We start from the raw sequence: 16,738 nt of genomic DNA, 5'->3' as shown, positions 1-16,738 counted from the left end.
CCATTTTTGTAACCCAGCCCGATTCAGGATTTACTGCAAATGACCCAGACTCTCAGCCAGCTTGAACACAACGGTGCTTTCATTGAGCGCCACATCGGTCCTACGCCGGAACAACAGGCCTTAATGCTGGAAGCGATTGGTGCCAGTTCGCTCTCCTCATTGATCAGTTCTATTGTGCCTGCCGACATCCAACTGCCAGGCCCGCCTGCAGTAGGCATTGCGGCGACCGAGCAGCAAGCGCTGGCAGAGCTGAAAGCCATTGCCAGTCAGAACCAACGCTATAAATCCTGGATCGGCATGGGCTACAGCGCGGTGATCACACCGCCCGTCATCCTGCGAAATATGCTGGAAAATCCAGGCTGGTACACCGCGTATACGCCGTATCAGCCAGAAGTGTCGCAGGGCCGTCTTGAGGCGCTGCTCAACTTCCAAACTCTGACGCTGGATCTGACCGGTCTGGACATCGCTTCCGCGTCACTGTTGGACGAAGCGACCGCTGCTGCCGAAGCAATGGCGATGGCCAGGCGCGTTAGCAAACTGAAAACCGCCACCAAATTCTTCATCGCCGATGACATCCATCCACAGACGCTGGATGTGGTGCGCACCCGCGCAGAAACCTTTGGTTTTGAACTGATTATTGATCGTGCTGACAAGGCGCTGGATCACGATGATCTGTTCGGCGTGTTGCTGCAACAGGTGGGTACGCATGGTGAAGTGCACGATTACCGCTCACTAATTGCCGAGCTGAAAAGCCGCAAAGTGGTGGTGAGCGTAGCCGCAGATTTCATGGCGCTGGTGCAGCTAGAGGCGCCAGGCAAGCAGGGCGCAGATATCGTCTTTGGTTCTGCCCAGCGTTTCGGCGTGCCGATGGGTTACGGCGGACCACACGCCGCGTTCTTCGCCAGCCGCGACGAGCACAAACGCTCGATGCCTGGTCGCATTATTGGTGTATCGCGCGATGCCGCCGGGAACACCGCGCTGCGTATGGCGATGCAAACCCGCGAGCAACATATTCGTCGTGAGAAAGCCAACTCCAACATCTGTACATCGCAGGTGCTGCTGGCGAATATCGCCGGTCTCTACGCGGTGTATCACGGTCCGGTTGGCCTGAAACGCATTGCCTCACGTATTCACCGTCTGACCAGCATTCTGGCCGCGGGCCTGCAAAACGGTGGCCTCAAGCTGCGCCACAACAGCTGGTTCGATACGCTGACGGTTGAAGTGGCCGATAAAGCGGCGGTGCTGAGCCGCGCGCAGAGCTTCGGCGTCAACCTGCGCAGCGATATCCACAATGCGGTTGGCATTACGCTGGATGAAACCACCGCCCGTGAAGATGTGCTGGCGCTGTTCGCCATTCTGTTGGGCGATGCGCACGGTCAGGACATTGATGCGTTGGATGCCGCCGTTGCTGCGGAAAACAGTGCGATTCCGGCTGGTCAGGTGCGTGAAAGCGCCTTCCTGACGCACCCGGTGTTCAATCGTCATCACAGCGAAACTGAGATGATGCGCTACATGCACAGCCTTGAGAAAAAGGATCTGGCGCTGAACCAGGCGATGATCCCACTCGGTTCGTGCACCATGAAACTTAACGCCGCGGCGGAGATGATTCCGATCACCTGGCCGGAATTTGCCGAACTGCATCCGTTCTGCCCGGCTGAGCAGGCGTCGGGTTATCTGCAGATGATTGGCCAGCTGTCGCAATGGCTGGTGCAGTTGACCGGCTACGATGCGCTGTGCATGCAGCCCAACTCGGGTGCGCAGGGCGAATACGCCGGCCTGCTGGCGATTCGTCGTTATCACGAAAGTCGTAACGAAGGCGGCCGTAATGTTTGCCTGATCCCGAGCTCGGCGCACGGCACCAATCCGGCATCGGCGCAGATGGCGGGCATGTCAGTTGTGGTGGTGGCGTGTGATAAACAAGGCAACATCGATCTTGGTGATCTGCGTGAGAAAGCCGCGCAGGTGGGTGATCAGCTGTCGTGCATCATGGTGACCTATCCGTCAACACACGGCGTTTATGAAGAAACCATCCGCGAGGTGTGCCAGATCGTGCATCAGCACGGCGGCCAGGTGTATCTCGACGGCGCCAACATGAATGCGCAGGTCGGTATCACCACGCCAGGTTACATCGGCGCGGATGTATCGCACCTTAACCTGCACAAAACCTTCTGTATCCCGCACGGCGGTGGCGGTCCGGGTATGGGCCCAATCGGCGTGAAAGCGCATCTTGCACCGTTCGTGCCAGGTCACAGCGTGGTGCAAATTGATGGCGTGCTGACACAGCAAGGCGCGGTTTCTGCCGCACCGTTTGGTAGCGCATCGATTCTGCCAATCAGCTGGATGTATATCCGTATGATGGGCGCAGAAGGTCTGAAGCAAGCGAGTTCGGTGGCGATCCTGAACGCCAACTACATTGCCAGCCGTCTGCAATCGGCCTATCCGATTCTGTATGCCGGCCGCGATGGCCGCGTGGCGCACGAATGTATTCTCGACATTCGTCCGCTGAAAGAGCAGACCGGTATCAGCGAGCTGGATATTGCTAAGCGTCTGATCGATTACGGTTTCCACGCGCCAACGATGTCATTCCCGGTTGCGGGTACGCTGATGGTTGAACCCACGGAATCGGAAAGCAAAATCGAGCTGGATCGCTTTATTGATGCGATGCTGGCTATTCGCATGGAAATCGATCGCGTTGCCGATGGCGAATGGCCGCTGGAAGATAATCCGCTGGTGAACGCACCGCACACGCAGACAGAAATCGTCGGCGACTGGGCGCATCCGTATACCCGTGAGCTGGCCGTATTCCCGGCCGGTAGCGCCAATAAATACTGGCCGACGGTGAAACGTCTGGATGATGTATTTGGCGATCGCAATGTCTTCTGTTCGTGTGTACCAATGAGCGAATACCAATAATTTAGCCGTCATACTTTGAGCCACAGCGGCGTTGGCTGCGCTCATTCACCCCGGTCACTTACTGATGTAAGCTCCCGGGGATGAATGAACTTGCCGCCTTGCTGTATCTCAAATTATTTAGGCTAAAGTAGCGGGTGATATTTATGAAAGGGCCGATTGTTCGGCCCTTTTTTGTGGAGGCAAAAATGGATCTGGCTTTGATTACCGGCGGTAGTCGCGGCATTGGACGCGCAACCGCACTATCGCTGGCGCAGGCGGGTTATCGCGTGGCGATCAACTATCGTCAGCGTGCAGCCGAAGCGGCAAGCGTGGTGGCAGAGATTGAAGCGCAGGGCGGCAGTGCGTTTGCGCTGCAGGCCGATATTGGTGATGAAGCGCAGGTCATACGTATGTTTGCCGAATTGGACCAGCAAGAGGGCGTGCTGCGAGTGCTGGTGAATAATGCCGGTATTTTGTTTACCCAATGTCGGGTGGAAGATCTGGATGCCGAACGTATTCAGCGCGTGTTCGCCACCAACGTTACCGGCACGTTCATCTGCTGTCGTGAGGCGGTAAAACGCATGGGCACGCATCATGGCGGCAAAGGGGGCGCCATCGTCAATGTGTCATCCGCTGCGTCACGTCTCGGTGCGCCAGGCGAATATGTGGATTACGCCGCTTCAAAAGGGGCGATGGATACGCTGACTAAAGGGCTGTCGCTGGAAGTGGCATCGCAAGGCATTCGCGTCAACAGCGTGCGTCCTGGCCTTATTTATACCGACATGCACGCCGATGGCGGCGAGCCGGGTCGGGTCGATCGCCTGGCGAGCGCATTGCCAATGGGACGCGGCGGCCAGGCAGAAGAGATTGCTGCAGCAATTGTCTGGCTAGCGAGCGATGCCGCGTCTTATGTGACGGGCACCTTTATCGATGCGGCTGGCGGACGATAATCACCAAGCCGGTATCAATACCGACCCCATAAAACAGTATCCGTGCGGAGTGTCGCCTTGCATGGCGACCGACTCATTCAACCCCTCGCCTGTCACACCCACTCACAGATTTATTTTAGCGTACATGTGTACTCTGAAAATTATCCCGGTTACTCTGGTTGCTCAGAAATAGCACACTCGCTTTTTCCGTTGTTCAGGAATCCCCTCATGGTTCAAACCCCAGTTATTGCCCAGGGCTACTCATTGGCCGAAGAGATCGCCAATAGTATCAGCCACGGAATCGGCTGCATTTTCGGCATCATTGGCCTGGTGTTGATGTTGACGCAAGCCGTTGAATCCCAAGCTAACGTTACCGCGATCACCAGTTACAGCCTGTACGGCGGCAGCATCATTTTGCTCTATCTCGCCTCAACGCTGTATCACGCCATTCCCCATCAAAAAGCCAAATACTGGCTGAAGAAATTTGACCACTGCGCCATTTATCTGTTGATTGCTGGCACTTATACGCCGTTCTTGCTGGTGGGGCTCAATTCGCCGCTGGCACAAGGCTTAATGGTGGTGATCTGGAGCCTGGCGCTGGCCGGTATTCTGTTTAAAATCGCCTTTGCCCACCGCTTTGAAGCGCTGTCGCTGGTGACCTATCTCGGTATGGGATGGTTGTCGCTGGTGGTGATTTATCAGCTGGCGATCAAACTGTCGCCGGGCGGGATTTGGCTGCTGGCTGCCGGTGGCATTGTCTATTCGCTAGGAGTGATATTCTACGTCTCGCGCCGTATTCCTTACAGTCACGCCATCTGGCACGGTTTTGTGCTCGGCGGCAGCGTGTTGCACTTCTGCGCGATTTATTTTTACGTGATGTAAGCTCAATCCAGGTCGCCGAAAATGGCGACCTTACGTGTTTAGTACGGACCCGGCCCGCAATTATTCGGTTAATGAATACGGCAGCGGCTGAATGGTCAATTTGCCACTTTCGTCGCCTTCCACGCGCAATACGCTATCCGGCTCCAAATCATTATTCATCACCACCTGCACCCAAACGCTGCCGTCATCCAGCTGCACGCCGCTCAATACGGTGCCGGTGCGACGCCATTTATCGCCCATCTGCAGCTCCATCGAACCGCCAACCTCCGGCACTTTGCTGGCTTTACCTGCCAGCCAATAGAGTGCGCGTTTGTTCGCACCGCGGAATTTGGCGCGTGCCACCATTTCCTGGCCGGTGTAACACCCTTTTTTGAAGCTGATGGCATCCAGCGCCTGTAGGTTAGTGGCTTGTGGAATCAACTGCGCGCTGGTGGCGCTTTCAATCACCGGAATGCCGGCTTCGATATCCAGCGCCAGCCATTGCAGGCTGTCGTTGAACTGCGCTTCTCCCGCCAGTTTCTCTTTCAACGCATTCGCCTGTTCTGGCGTGGTCACCAGCAGGAAACGTTCGGCTGGCTGATCAAACCACAAAAGCGTGCTCTCACCTTGCTGTACTACCGGCGTTTCCGCATCCGGCAGTGTGCTGAATACGCCTGCCAGCGCGGCGCGCGCCTGGAAACCGGCAACGCCGAGCAGCACCGCTTCATCGTCAGCCACGATGGTGACTTTGGCGAACACCGCGTATTTCTTCAGTTCGGTAAGCTGCTGCTCACGCAGGTTGCGACGCACCACGTAAGCGTAACCTTCGCTGCGATGGAACAGACGAATGTTGCTCCACATTTTGCCTTTGGCATCGCAGTGCGCGGCGGGACGATGCTGCGTCTCGCCCATCGCCGCGACATCCAGCGTCAGCTGACCTTGCAGATAAGACGTGCTGTCGTTGCCTTGCACCTTAACCAGCGCCCATTCGTCGAGCGAAATCAGGGTTAAAGGCAGGCGTGACGATGCAGCAGGCTGGCGAGGTGGAAGGGTAAAAATCGACATGTCTCTTTCCTGATTAATGAGGTAATAGGTAGCAATGGTAAAAGAGCAGTGCGGCTTTGCAACCTGTTTACTGAATATGGCGCACAAATCGCGTGATACCCATTGCAAACTGGGGGATGTAACGCCGAGGTATTGCACAGGGTTAAGCACAGCGCCTGCAGCGAGAAAAAAAAGCAGGTACACTGAGCCCCACTGTTTTTAGTCATGGAACCTGAGACATGGAAATTAACGACAAAGCCCGCGTCCAATGGGCATGCCGTCGCGGCATGCTGGAGCTGGATATGGCTATCATGCCGTTTTTCAAATTTGAATATGATTCGCTGAACGACACCGATAAGCAGGTTTTTATTGCGCTACTAAAGAGTGACGATCCCGATCTGTTCAACTGGTTGATGAATCACGGTGAACCGGTTGATCCCGAGTTCAAACGTATGGTGAAACTGATTCAGCAGCGCAACCGTGAACGCGGTCCGGTGGCAATGTGATCTGCGAGCGTCACGCAGTGCGCGCGCACTGAATGTGACGCTTTCTCTACTGTGCACCGGTTTGCTGCTGGCGCTGGAGTGGCCTGACGCGTGGGCGTGGAGCAAAGCGCCGGTGTTAGTGCTGCTGCTGGCGGAGTGCTGGCGTAACGAGCGCCGTTTGGTTCAGCGCGTAGGTCATTTGGTGCTGGACGTGAAGGGCAATTGGCTGTGGCGCGGCGTGCGCTGGCGAGCGGAACGTAAGGCGGATTGGTTGCCGTATGGCGTTTTGCTGGTGCTGCGTAATCAGCAGGGAAAACGCTGGCGGCTGTGGTTAATGCATGACAACCTGCCGCCCGGTGAATGGCGCACGCTGCGCGCCTGCTGTTTTCTAAGGGATGGTCAAACGCTGCCTTAAAGCAGCGCTGCGGTTTCCGTCAGAATCTGTTCGCACCACTGCTCAATGCGCTCATCGCTCTGTTCGAACTGGTTAACATCGTCGAGCGCCAAACCGACAAACTGCGTGCCATCGGCGGTTAGCGGTTTTTTGCTGGTGAACTCATAGCCTTCCAGCGGCCAGTAACCCACAAACTGCACGCCCATCGGCTGCAGCAGTTCGTGCAGCATGCCCAGCGCATCAAGGAACCATTCGGCGTATTCGGCCTGATCGCCCATGCCGTACAGCGCCACGATTTTTCCGCGCAAATTCAGCGCCGGAATCTGCGGCCAAATCGCTTCCCAATCTTCCTGTAACTCACCAAAATCCCACGTCGGAATGCCGAGGATCAGCAAATCGTACTGCTCCATCAGCGACGGATCGTCATCTTTCAAATTGTGCAGCGTGACTAATTCTTCACCGATAAAGTCGCGAATCTTTTCCGCCGTCATCTCGGTGTAACAGGTGCTCGAACCATAAAACAAACCGATATTCATGCAATTAATGCTCTGTCTGAACCTGACTCGGGGGCAATTGTACCAGAAGCAGGCTACTTTCAGGCATAATGAGCACGATTTCACACGGGCGGAGAGTACAGTGCAGGACAGCGATCTGATCGAACAGTTTCTGGATGCGCTTTGGATTGAGCGTAATCTGGCGCAGAATACGCTCGCCTCTTACCGGCAGGATCTCCAAACGCTCACCGGCTGGCTGCATCACCACGATCGCACGCTATTAACGCTTGAAGCGCTTGATTTGCAGCAGTTTCTTGCCGAACGCGTTGAGGGCGGCTACAAAGCCACCAGCTCGGCGCGCACCCTCAGCGCCATTCGCCGCTTGTGCCAATATCTCTATCGGGAAAAAGTGCGCAGCGACGATCCCAGCGCGCTGCTGTCGGCACCGAAACTGCCGCAGCGTCTGCCGAAAGATCTCAGTGAAAACCAGGTCGAACGCTTGCTGCAGGCACCGAGCATTGATGTGCCGCTCGAACTGCGCGACAAGGCGATGCTGGAGCTGCTGTACGCTACCGGTTTACGCGTAACGGAGCTGGTGGGTTTGACCATCAGCGATATCAGCCTGCGTCAGGGCGTGGTGCGCGTAATCGGTAAAGGCAACAAAGAGCGTCTTGTGCCGTTAGGTGAAGAAGCGGTTTACTGGATTGAATACTATATGGAACATGGTCGGCCGTGGCTGCTCAACGGGCAAACACTGGACGTGATGTTTCCCAGCCAGCGCGCACAGCAAATGACGCGGCAGACCTTCTGGCATCGCATTAAACACTATGCGACCCTTGCCGGTATCGATAGCGAAAAGCTGTCGCCGCACGTGCTGCGCCACGCATTTGCCACACATTTACTGAACCACGGCGCCGATTTACGCGTCGTACAGATGTTGCTGGGCCACAGCGACCTCTCGACCACCCAAATTTATACGCACGTCGCCACTGAGCGCCTGCGTCTGTTACATCAACAGCATCATCCGCGCGCTTGAGATGCGGTAACAAGGATTTAAGATGAAAAAGCAGCTAACGATGCTGGCTCTGCTGGTCAGTGCATTCACTGGATTGGCGCATGCCGATGACAACGCTATTCAGCAAACGCTGAAAAAACTGGGATTGCAGCAGGCTGAAATCCAGCCGTCCCCGCTGCCGGGTATTAAAACGGTGCTGACCGAAAGCGGCGTGCTTTACGTCTCCGAAGACGGCAAGCACATGATTCAGGGCCCGCTGTATGATGTCAGCGGCACCCAGCCGATCAACGTTACCAACCAGCTGCTGGACAAAAAAGTTACTGCGCTGGCGCCAGACATGATTGTCTATAAAGCGCCGAAAGAGCAGCACGTCATCACCGTGTTCACCGACATCACCTGCGGCTACTGCCGCAAGCTGCATGAGCAGATGGCCGACTACAATGCGCTCGGCATCACCGTGCGCTATCTGGCCTTCCCGCGTGAAGGTCTGAATGGTCAGGTAGAAAAAGCCATGCGCGCCATCTGGTGCAGCGCCGATCGTAACAAAGCTTTCGATGCAGCAATGAAAGGCGATGCACCGCAGATGGATGCGCCAGCGACCTGCAAAATCAATATCGAGCAGCAGTACAAACTCGGCATCCTGTTTGGCATTCAGGGTACGCCAGCCATTCTCACGGATAGCGGCATGATGATTCCTGGCTATCAGGGACCGCAAGAGCTGAAGCAGGTGCTTGACGGCCAGAAGCGTGGCGGTTAACGCACAGTGATTCATTCAGTTGAATTGCGTCGGCGCGAAGCCGAGACCGAAGCCAGCTTACCCGCTGATTTGCCCCCTTTGCTGCGCCGCTTGTATCTGCAACGTGGCGTGAAAGAGGCGCTGGAACTGGAACGCGGCGCTAAACACCTGCTGCCGTGGCAAACGCTGGGCGGCATCGAAGCCGCCGTGACGTTGCTGCATCAGATGCTGCTGGCGGGCAAACGTATCGTGGTGGTGGGCGATTTCGATGCCGATGGCGCCACCAGCACCGCGTTAACCGTGCTGGCGCTGCGCAGCCTCGGCGGTAATGTGGATTATCTGGTGCCAAACCGTTTCGAAGATGGCTACGGTTTGAGTCCGGAAGTGGTCGAGCAGGCTAAAGCGCGCGGTGCGGAGATGATCCTCACCGTCGATAACGGCATCTCATCACATGCCGGAGTGGATACCGCGCATCAGCACGGCATTCCGGTGCTGGTTACCGATCACCACTTGCCGGGCGAAACCTTGCCCGCCGCCGAAGCGATTGTTAATCCGAACCTCAACGACAGCGAATTCCCCTCACGTTCGCTGGCGGGTGTTGGCGTGGCCTTCTATCTGATGCTGGCGCTGCGTGCGCACCTGCGTCAGCAAAACTGGTTTAGTGAGAGCCGAGCCGAGCCAAATCTGGCGGAGCTGCTGGATCTGGTGGCGCTGGGCACCGTGGCCGATGTGGTGCCGCTGGATGCCAACAACCGCATTCTGGTGTGGCAAGGTTTGAGCCGTATTCGCGCGGGCAAATGCCGTGCCGGGATTCGCGCGCTGCTGGAGATTGCCAACCGCGATGCGCGCCAACTCGCCGCCAGCGATCTCGGTTTTGCCGTGGGTCCGCGCCTGAATGCTGCCGGTCGTCTGGATGATATGTCGGTCGGCGTGGCGCTGTTGCTCACCGAAGATATTTCCCAGGCGCGCATGCTGGCGAATGAACTCGATGCGCTGAATCAGACGCGCAAAGAGATTGAGCAGGGCATGAAGAGCGAAGCGCTGGCGCTGTGCGATGAGCTGGAGCGTCAGCATACCGATCTGCCGCTTGGACTGGCGTTCTACCATCCCGAGTGGCATCAGGGCGTGGTGGGGATTCTGGCGTCGCGCCTGAAAGAGCGCTTCCATCGCCCGGTGATCGCCTTCGCTCCCGCCGGAGACGGCACGCTGAAAGGTTCGGGCCGCTCAATTGCGGGTTTGCATCTGCGCGATGCGCTGGAGCGTCTCGACACGCTTTTCCCTGGCTTAATGATCAAATTTGGTGGTCACGCCATGGCGGCCGGATTGTCACTGGAAACCGCGAAGTACGAGGAGTTCCGTGCGCGATTTGCCGCGTTGATTGATGAGTGGCTGGATGGCGAAGCGTTGCAGGGCGTGATTTGGTCGGACGGCGAACTGCATGCGCAGGAGTTTACCCTGCATACTGCCGAAATGCTGCGCGAGGCCGGTCCGTGGGGCCAGGCATTCCCGGAACCCGTGTTCGATGGCAAGTTCAAGCTGTTACAACAGCGGTTAGTGGGCGAGCGTCATTTGAAAGTGATGGTCGAGCCGCTCGGCGGCGGCCCGCTGTTGGATGGGATTGCCTTCAACGTGGATACCACGCTGTGGCCAGACAGCAGCGTGCGTCAGGTGCAGCTGGCCTATAAGCTGGATATCAACGAATACCGCGGCAATCGTTCGGTGCAATTGATCATCGATCACCTTTGGCCGCTGTAGTTCACTACCAAAACGCGCAATGCATCGCGCCGCTACCTGTGCACGTATCCGTAGCGGCGCGATCTATCGCGCTCAGTTGACCTGTTAAACGTTTATCAGAAACTCACATCCACACCGCCGCGCAGCACTTTTTCGTCACCGCGATCGGCGAAGTGCTGATCGGCGCGCAGGAACAGGCGCGCGCGTGACGTCTGCGCCACATCCAACCGCACACCTAACCACTGCGAACGGCGATCGAGCTGCATGCCGGGAATCGTGAAACGGTTCTGGTCATCGCCAAATCCGCCCCAGCGCGCCCTGACATCCATCGACGGATTGTTGAATGCGTACTGGTATTCGCCATAAAGACTCAGCATGCTCCACAATCCAGCCGACCAATCCTGCCGTGCGCTGATACTCAAACCGCTATAACCGACGCTGCGTCGATAGCTGTCGCCGTCGCCGCTTAGACCAAACGCGCTGCCCTTATCCTCAAACGCACCGGTATCCAGCCCCGTTTCACGCCAGCCGAGATAGGGTTCGAGGCGATAATTCTCCTCAATTGTCCAGCGATAGCCGCTTTGCAGCGCCGCCTGCCAGCTGTTGCTGCTGGTGGTCGATGACACCGGCGAAGCTTCATCCAGCAACACCAGACGCTTTAACTCATCGCGACCATGTTGATAGCTGAGATTGCCCTGCAGATACCATGCTGGCGTCAAATCGTAGCGGCCATACAGCATCGCGCCTTGCAGGCGATTACGGCTGGTGCCGCCAGTTTGGTCGTAGGTGGAGTCGATCTGATTCTGCGTCCAGGCCACGCCCACGCGCAGACCAGAAATACCCAAATCGCTATCCACGCCCAGTGCGGTAAGCGTGTTGCGGTAATTGGTGCCGAGGTAGCCCGCTTGATCCAGTGAACCGCGCAGTTGACCGCTCTCCAGCCAGAAACCGTAACGATTGTCAGCGCTGGCATCGGCGATACGGTTACTCAACAGGCGGCTTTGATAATCCAGCGCGTTAAACAGTACCGCGTTGCTGGAAGCGTGCGCCTGACCGGAAAGTGAATTGATGGCGGCCTGCGCACTGCGGGCATCTGCCAGCGACTGAAACGCTCCTGCTGCGCCCAGCGCTGACTGCTGCGCACTGCTCAGTGAACCCTGTTGCTGCCAGCTGTCCGCTACGCTAAACGCCTGCTCCAGATTCGCGGCCGTTTGCTGAGTGCTGGCGCTGTTCATGCCCAGCGCTGCCGCTACTGCTGCGGTATTTTTACGCGTCAGTTGGCCAGTGACGCTGTTAGCGTTGTAGCTGACCGAACCATCAAGAAACACGCCAGTATTGACCTGACTGAACTGGCCGCTAACACCCGCATCGCTGGTCAGCAGCGTTTCCTGCTGTTTCACCACATAAGTTGATGAGGGTGGCGCGAGGTTCAGCGTGCCGTCCAGCGTAGAGTGGCCTGCTACACGCAGCGGGCTGTTTAACGCGATATTGAGCACGCCATTACTGCGTTGCTGGTAATCGCCTTGCACCTGCAAACCGCCGTTGACCGTTCCCTGATTGAGTAAGCTGCCGCCAATCACACCGCTGCCACCTAAAGTGCCGCTGCCGCTGACGTTGGCACTGCCAGCAATCGCACCCTCAATCAGCAACGTATTGGCGGCAACGCTGGTCTGGCCGAGGTAACTGTTGTTAGCGGTTAACCGCAGCACGCCGCCATTATTGGCGCCGTCGAGTATCAGGCCACGATCGCCGCTGATGGCATTCGAGAAGACATAGCTACCCGCATCCAGACTGGCGTGAAAATCATTGGCCCAGAACATTGCCGGACCGTTGAGCGCTTTCGCCTGGTTGAGATCGCCCCAGCCGAAGGTGTTGTTGTAAGGCCGCCCGTTGGCGCTATCCGCAGCGCCTGCGTAAGCATCGCTGCGATAAGTGGCGGTGGTCAGCAACGTTTGCTGCAGGTTGTAGCCGCTCATCCACGGAAAGCGCTGCAACACTTGCGAAGCGGCCGCAGCGGCGCGCGGCGCGGCAAACGAGGTGCCGTAGCTACGCGCATTTACCCAGGTACCATCGGCGTTATGAAAGCGATAATCGGTGTATCCCGGTGCGCTCAGGCACCATGCCGCGGCGTTACCACAGGCATCAAACGGCCCGGTTAACGCCGCGCGGTTCGCCGTGTCGTATGAGGTGCTGTCCATCACGCCGGTAACGGCCAGCATATTCTTTTGCAACGCGCTGTCCTGATAAATCAACGGCAGCTGCGCGTTAGGGGACGGTGTTGCAGTGCCGCCATTGCCGGTGATCACCACCGCCAAACCGTTAGCCGCTGCAATCTCACGCATGCTTTGCACCAGCACCTAATAGTGCGGCTGCGCATCGGATAGCGCCTGTGCGGAGGTTAAGCGCTCGCTGGAGGCGTACGACATATTGAAAACCCGCACGCCCTGGCTCAGCAGGCCGCTCACCGCACGGGCGGTATCGTCGTATTGAAAGATATTGTTCTGCGATGCCTGCGCCACATACAGTGTGCTGCCCGGCGACAGGCCTAATAACGTCAGCGCCACCACGGTGCCGTGACCGTTAATGCCCTGATTATCATTCAAACTACTGCCGCCGCCGACGTAGCTGGTGAACTGCACGTTGGCATAATTGATTTCACTGCGATCGGGCGATAACCCTGAATCAATAATGCCGACTTTGCTGGCATTGCCTGAAGCGCTGGGCTGAGCTGGCGTGGGTGTCTCAGGCGTGCCGGTGGTGGGCGAGGTTGCCGCGCTTCCGCCACCTCCGCCGCCACCACCACCGCAGGCGGCAAGTAACAAAGGCATTAACAAGGCAAGCAGGCGCGGTGAAGTGCGCAAACCGGGAATAAACATCGATACTCCTTCATGTCTCTCAGGACATGTTGTGCCCGCTCACGTTTACGGGCGCTGATTACTGTGTCATTCCCTGTCGAAGCTGCGCATTCCTGGCGATCGTGGTGACAAACGGTCTGGACGTCAGTGATGTCCATCGGGGGGATAGTCACTGAGCAAAATGATAAAAGGGCGCTAATAAATCGATAGGCTGAATATCAGCTGCTTAATGGCGTTATTTGAGACGTGTCTGCTTTCTTGCAGGAAATTTCTCACAAGACAATTCTTAATGATTTATCGTTATAAATCATGATCTTTAATGACGTCATCTGGCGCCAATTGCCTAATTTTTGCAGGAAAACTCCTAAGAAGGTTCTGAAGGCGAGGTATTTGCGGGGGTGTTTGGGAAAGCGTAGCGGGTAAAGCTTTCCAGAAGGATAAGAACTTTTTTTCTTACGGCGGAGGCGCGCTCACTCAGGCGGCGTGCAATGCTACAAAGTGCGCACACTTTCGGGTAAACTAGCTCGTTAGTTTTTATCTCCTTTCACCGAATCGTCAAAAAAGACTGAAAAGCCATGTTTGAAATTAATCCGGTCAAAAATCGTATCCAGGACCTCAGTGAGCGCAGCGACGTTCTTCGGGGGTATCTTTGACTACGATGCCAAGAAAGAACGCCTCGAAGAAGTAAACGCCGAGCTGGAGCAGCCTGACGTCTGGAACGAACCTGAGCGCGCGCAAGCGCTGGGTAAAGAACGAGCTTCACTGGAAGCGGTAGTGGAAACCTTAGATCACATGACGCAAGGCCTGGAAGATGTGCAGGGCCTGCTGGATCTGGCGGTGGAAGCTGACGACGAAGAGACTTTCAACGAAGCGGTTGCCGAGCTTGATGCACTGGAAGTGAAGCTGGGCGAACTGGAATTCCGTCGTATGTTCTCAGGCGAATATGACAGCGCCGACTGCTACATGGATATTCAGGCCGGTTCCGGCGGCACCGAAGCGCAGGATTGGGCCAGCATGCTGCTGCGCATGTATCTGCGCTGGGCGGAAGCCAAAGGCTATAAAACCGAAATTATTGAAGAGTCAGACGGTGAAGTGGCCGGAACCAAATCCGCCACCATTAAAATCATCGGCGACTACGCGTTTGGCTGGCTGCGTACCGAAACCGGCGTTCATCGCCTGGTGCGTAAGAGCCCGTTCGATTCCGGCGGCCGTCGTCATACCTCATTCAGTTCGGTGTTTATCTACCCGGAAGTGGATGACAACATCGATATCGATATCAATCCTGCCGATCTGCGTATCGACGTTTACCGCGCCTCCGGTGCTGGTGGCCAGCATGTTAACAAAACCGAGTCTGCGGTGCGTATTACCCACTTGCCGACCAACATTGTGGTGCAGTGCCAAAACGACCGTTCACAGCACAAGAACAAAGATCAGGCCTTCAAGCAGTTACGCGCCAAGCTGTACGAATATGAGATGCAGAAGAAAAACGCGGATAAGCAGGCAGCGGAAGATAACAAATCTGATATCGGCTGGGGCAGCCAGATCCGTTCTTATGTTCTCGACGATTCACGCATCAAGGATCTGCGTACCAGCGTAGAAACCCGCAACACCCAAGCGGTGCTGGATGGCGATATCGATCGTTTTATTGAAGCAAGTTTAAAAGCAGGGCTATAAGGAACCGACATGTCTGAACAACAACCGCAGAGCGCTGATGCCGCCCTTGAGTTAAACAACGAACTGAAAGCGCGTCGCGAAAAACTCAGCGCGCTGCGTGAAAAAGGCGTGGCGTTTCCTAACGATTTCCGCCGCGATACCACGTCCGATGTGCTGCACGCCAGCTATGACGCGAAAGAGAATGAAGAGCTGGAAGCGCTGGGTGTTGAGGTGAGCGTGGCCGGTCGTATGATGACGCGCCGCATCATGGGTAAAGCGTCATTCGCGACCCTGCAGGATGTCGGCGGCCAGATTCAGATCTACGTCTCACGCGACGATTTGCCAGAAGGCGTCTACAACGAGCAGTTCAAGAAGTGGGATCTCGGCGATATCCTCGGTGCGCGCGGTAAGCTGTTCAAAACCAAAACCGGTGAGCTGTCGATCCACATCACTGAGCTGCGTCTGCTGACCAAAGCGCTGCGTCCGCTGCCGGACAAATTCCACGGCCTGGCCGATCAGGAAACCCGTTATCGTCAGCGTTATCTCGATCTGATCTCCAACGACGATTCGCGCAAAACCTTTAAAATTCGCTCACAAATCATGGCCGGCATTCGTCAGTTCATGGTTAACCGCGATTTTATGGAAGTGGAAACCCCGATGATGCAGGTGATTCCTGGCGGCGCGTCTGCGCGTCCGTTCATCACCCATCACAATGCGCTTGATATCGATATGTACCTGCGTATTGCGCCAGAGCTGTATCTGAAGCGTCTGGTGGTTGGCGGTTTTGATCGCGTGTTCGAGATCAACCGTAACTTCCGTAACGAAGGGATTTCGCCACGCCATAACCCAGAGTTCACCATGATGGAACTCTATATGGCGTATGCGGATTACAAAGATCTGATCGAACTGACCGAAAGCCTGTTCCGTACGCTGGCGCAGGATGTGCTGGGCACCACGGAAGTGCCGTATGGCGATCACAGCTTCGATTTCGGTAAGCCGTTCGAGAAGCTCACCATGCGTGAAGCGATCAAGAAATACCGTCCGGAAACTGACCTGAGCGATCTGGAAGACTTTGATAAAGCGGTAGCGATTGCCCAATCACTGCACATCAAAGTTGAGAAGAGCTGGGGCCTGGGCCGCGTCGTTACAGAGATCTTCGAAGAGACCGCTGAAGCGCACCTGATTCAGCCAACCTTCATCACCGAATACCCGGCTGAAGTATCACCGCTGGCGCGTCGTAACGACGAGAACCCGGAAATCACTGACCGCTTTGAGTTCTTCATCGGCGGCCGTGAAATCGGTAACGGCTTCTCAGAGCTCAACGATGCAGAAGATCAGGCTGAGCGTTTCCTGCAGCAGGTGAATGCGAAAGAGTCTGGCGATGATGAAGCGATGTTCTACGACGAAGACTACGTCACCGCGCTGGAGCACGGCCTGCCGCCAACCGCAGGTTTGGGTATTGGTATCGACCGTATGGTGATGCTGTTCACCAACAGCCACACCATCCGCGACGTGATCCTGTTCCCGGCACTGCGCCCGACCGGTAAGTAGTACGGAGCTGCTGCCCCCCATCCCGGTCCGTGCTCGCTGTCCCCCTCCTCGGTCCTCCCCCATAAATGGGGGAGGAAGATGCTGCAAAATGTGAG

At 56.4% G+C, this 16,738-nt stretch carries 13 protein-coding genes and 1 pseudogene; 10 read left to right on the top strand and 4 right to left on the bottom strand.

Annotated features, from left to right (window positions below; translation table 11 throughout):
• Positions 1 to 39 precede the first annotated feature (39 nt).
• The 3 genes from gcvP to DEU53_RS18375 all read left to right on the top strand — a co-directional run bounded on the left by gcvP (position 40) and on the right by DEU53_RS18375 (position 4,703).
• Positions 40 to 2,913 carry an aminomethyl-transferring glycine dehydrogenase gene (gene gcvP, locus DEU53_RS18385; RefSeq protein ID WP_110867990.1) on the top strand — a complete coding sequence of 958 codons (2,874 nt, stop codon included), beginning with the start codon at positions 40 to 42 and terminating at the stop codon, positions 2,911 to 2,913.
• A gap of 185 nt (positions 2,914 to 3,098) precedes the next feature.
• Positions 3,099 to 3,842 (top strand): SDR family oxidoreductase, encoded by a 744-nt coding sequence (locus DEU53_RS18380; RefSeq protein WP_110867989.1) that lies wholly within the window; start codon positions 3,099 to 3,101, stop codon positions 3,840 to 3,842.
• A 207-nt stretch (positions 3,843 to 4,049) separates the two neighbouring features.
• Entirely contained in the window at positions 4,050 to 4,703 is a 654-nt protein-coding gene (locus tag DEU53_RS18375; RefSeq protein ID WP_110867988.1) for a hemolysin III family protein, read from the top strand.
• Positions 4,704 to 4,763: 60 nt separating this feature from the next.
• On the opposite strand, the gene ygfZ is transcribed toward DEU53_RS18375, so the two are convergent.
• On the bottom strand, positions 4,764 to 5,747 hold the full coding sequence (ygfZ, locus tag DEU53_RS18370) for a tRNA-modifying protein YgfZ (protein ID WP_101761957.1): 984 nt from the start codon (positions 5,745 to 5,747) through the stop codon (positions 4,764 to 4,766).
• A gap of 218 nt (positions 5,748 to 5,965) precedes the next feature.
• On the opposite strand from ygfZ, the gene sdhE reads away from it, so the two are divergent.
• Complete coding sequence (gene sdhE, locus DEU53_RS18365; protein ID WP_101761958.1) at positions 5,966 to 6,232, top strand: FAD assembly factor SdhE; 267 nt, start codon at positions 5,966 to 5,968, stop codon at positions 6,230 to 6,232.
• 34 nt (positions 6,233 to 6,266) lie between these two features.
• Positions 6,267 to 6,626: a protein YgfX gene (locus tag DEU53_RS18360; RefSeq protein WP_233501811.1), complete on the top strand. Its 360-nt coding sequence runs from the start codon at positions 6,267 to 6,269 to the stop codon at positions 6,624 to 6,626.
• Here the strand turns inward: DEU53_RS18360 and fldB are convergent.
• Positions 6,623 to 7,141, bottom strand: coding sequence for a flavodoxin FldB (fldB, locus tag DEU53_RS18355; RefSeq protein WP_110867986.1), 519 nt, complete (start codon positions 7,139 to 7,141; stop codon positions 6,623 to 6,625). The genes DEU53_RS18360 and fldB overlap by 4 nt on opposite strands.
• A gap of 100 nt (positions 7,142 to 7,241) precedes the next feature.
• Here fldB and xerD point away from each other — a divergent pair, with 100 nt between their 5' ends.
• Genes xerD through recJ form a run of 3 tightly spaced genes read left to right on the top strand, consistent with a single transcriptional unit; the run spans position 7,242 to position 10,605 of the window.
• Positions 7,242 to 8,135 carry a site-specific tyrosine recombinase XerD gene (xerD, locus tag DEU53_RS18350; protein WP_008108233.1) on the top strand — a complete coding sequence of 298 codons (894 nt, stop codon included), beginning with the start codon at positions 7,242 to 7,244 and terminating at the stop codon, positions 8,133 to 8,135.
• A gap of 22 nt (positions 8,136 to 8,157) precedes the next feature.
• On the top strand, positions 8,158 to 8,871 hold the full coding sequence (gene dsbC / locus DEU53_RS18345; protein WP_101761962.1) for a bifunctional protein-disulfide isomerase/oxidoreductase DsbC: 714 nt from the start codon (positions 8,158 to 8,160) through the stop codon (positions 8,869 to 8,871).
• Between the two features lie 6 nt (positions 8,872 to 8,877).
• Entirely contained in the window at positions 8,878 to 10,605 is a 1,728-nt protein-coding gene (gene recJ / locus DEU53_RS18340) for a single-stranded-DNA-specific exonuclease RecJ (protein ID WP_101761963.1), read from the top strand.
• 95 nt (positions 10,606 to 10,700) lie between these two features.
• Here recJ and DEU53_RS23215 read toward each other — a convergent pair whose 3' ends face one another.
• Positions 10,701 to 11,819 carry an autotransporter domain-containing protein gene (locus DEU53_RS23215; RefSeq protein WP_233501813.1) on the bottom strand — a complete coding sequence of 373 codons (1,119 nt, stop codon included), beginning with the start codon at positions 11,817 to 11,819 and terminating at the stop codon, positions 10,701 to 10,703.
• Positions 11,820 to 12,452: 633 nt separating this feature from the next.
• A pseudogene (locus DEU53_RS23210) lies at positions 12,453 to 13,412 on the bottom strand (S8 family serine peptidase); the annotation flags it as partial.
• Between the two features lie 602 nt (positions 13,413 to 14,014).
• Here DEU53_RS23210 and prfB point away from each other — a divergent pair.
• Together prfB and lysS are read left to right on the top strand one after the other, a co-directional pair.
• Positions 14,015 to 15,113, top strand: a protein-coding gene (gene prfB / locus DEU53_RS18330) for a peptide chain release factor 2 (RefSeq protein WP_110867985.1) whose coding sequence is annotated in 2 segments (ribosomal slippage) — positions 14,015 to 14,089 and positions 14,091 to 15,113 — 1,098 coding nt in all. Because the reading frame shifts where the segments join, the coding sequence is not laid out codon by codon here.
• A gap of 9 nt (positions 15,114 to 15,122) precedes the next feature.
• Positions 15,123 to 16,643 (top strand): lysine--tRNA ligase, encoded by a 1,521-nt coding sequence (gene lysS / locus DEU53_RS18325; protein ID WP_101761966.1) that lies wholly within the window; start codon positions 15,123 to 15,125, stop codon positions 16,641 to 16,643.
• Positions 16,644 to 16,738: the final 95 nt, after the last annotated feature.

Origin of the sequence: Pantoea sp. AG1095 (assembly GCF_003208415.1) — a bacterium.
Lineage (GTDB): Bacteria > Pseudomonadota > Gammaproteobacteria > Enterobacterales > Enterobacteriaceae > Pantoea > Pantoea leporis.
Note: the sequence above shows the minus strand (reverse complement) of the source record. Positions and strands in the feature narration are given on the sequence as shown.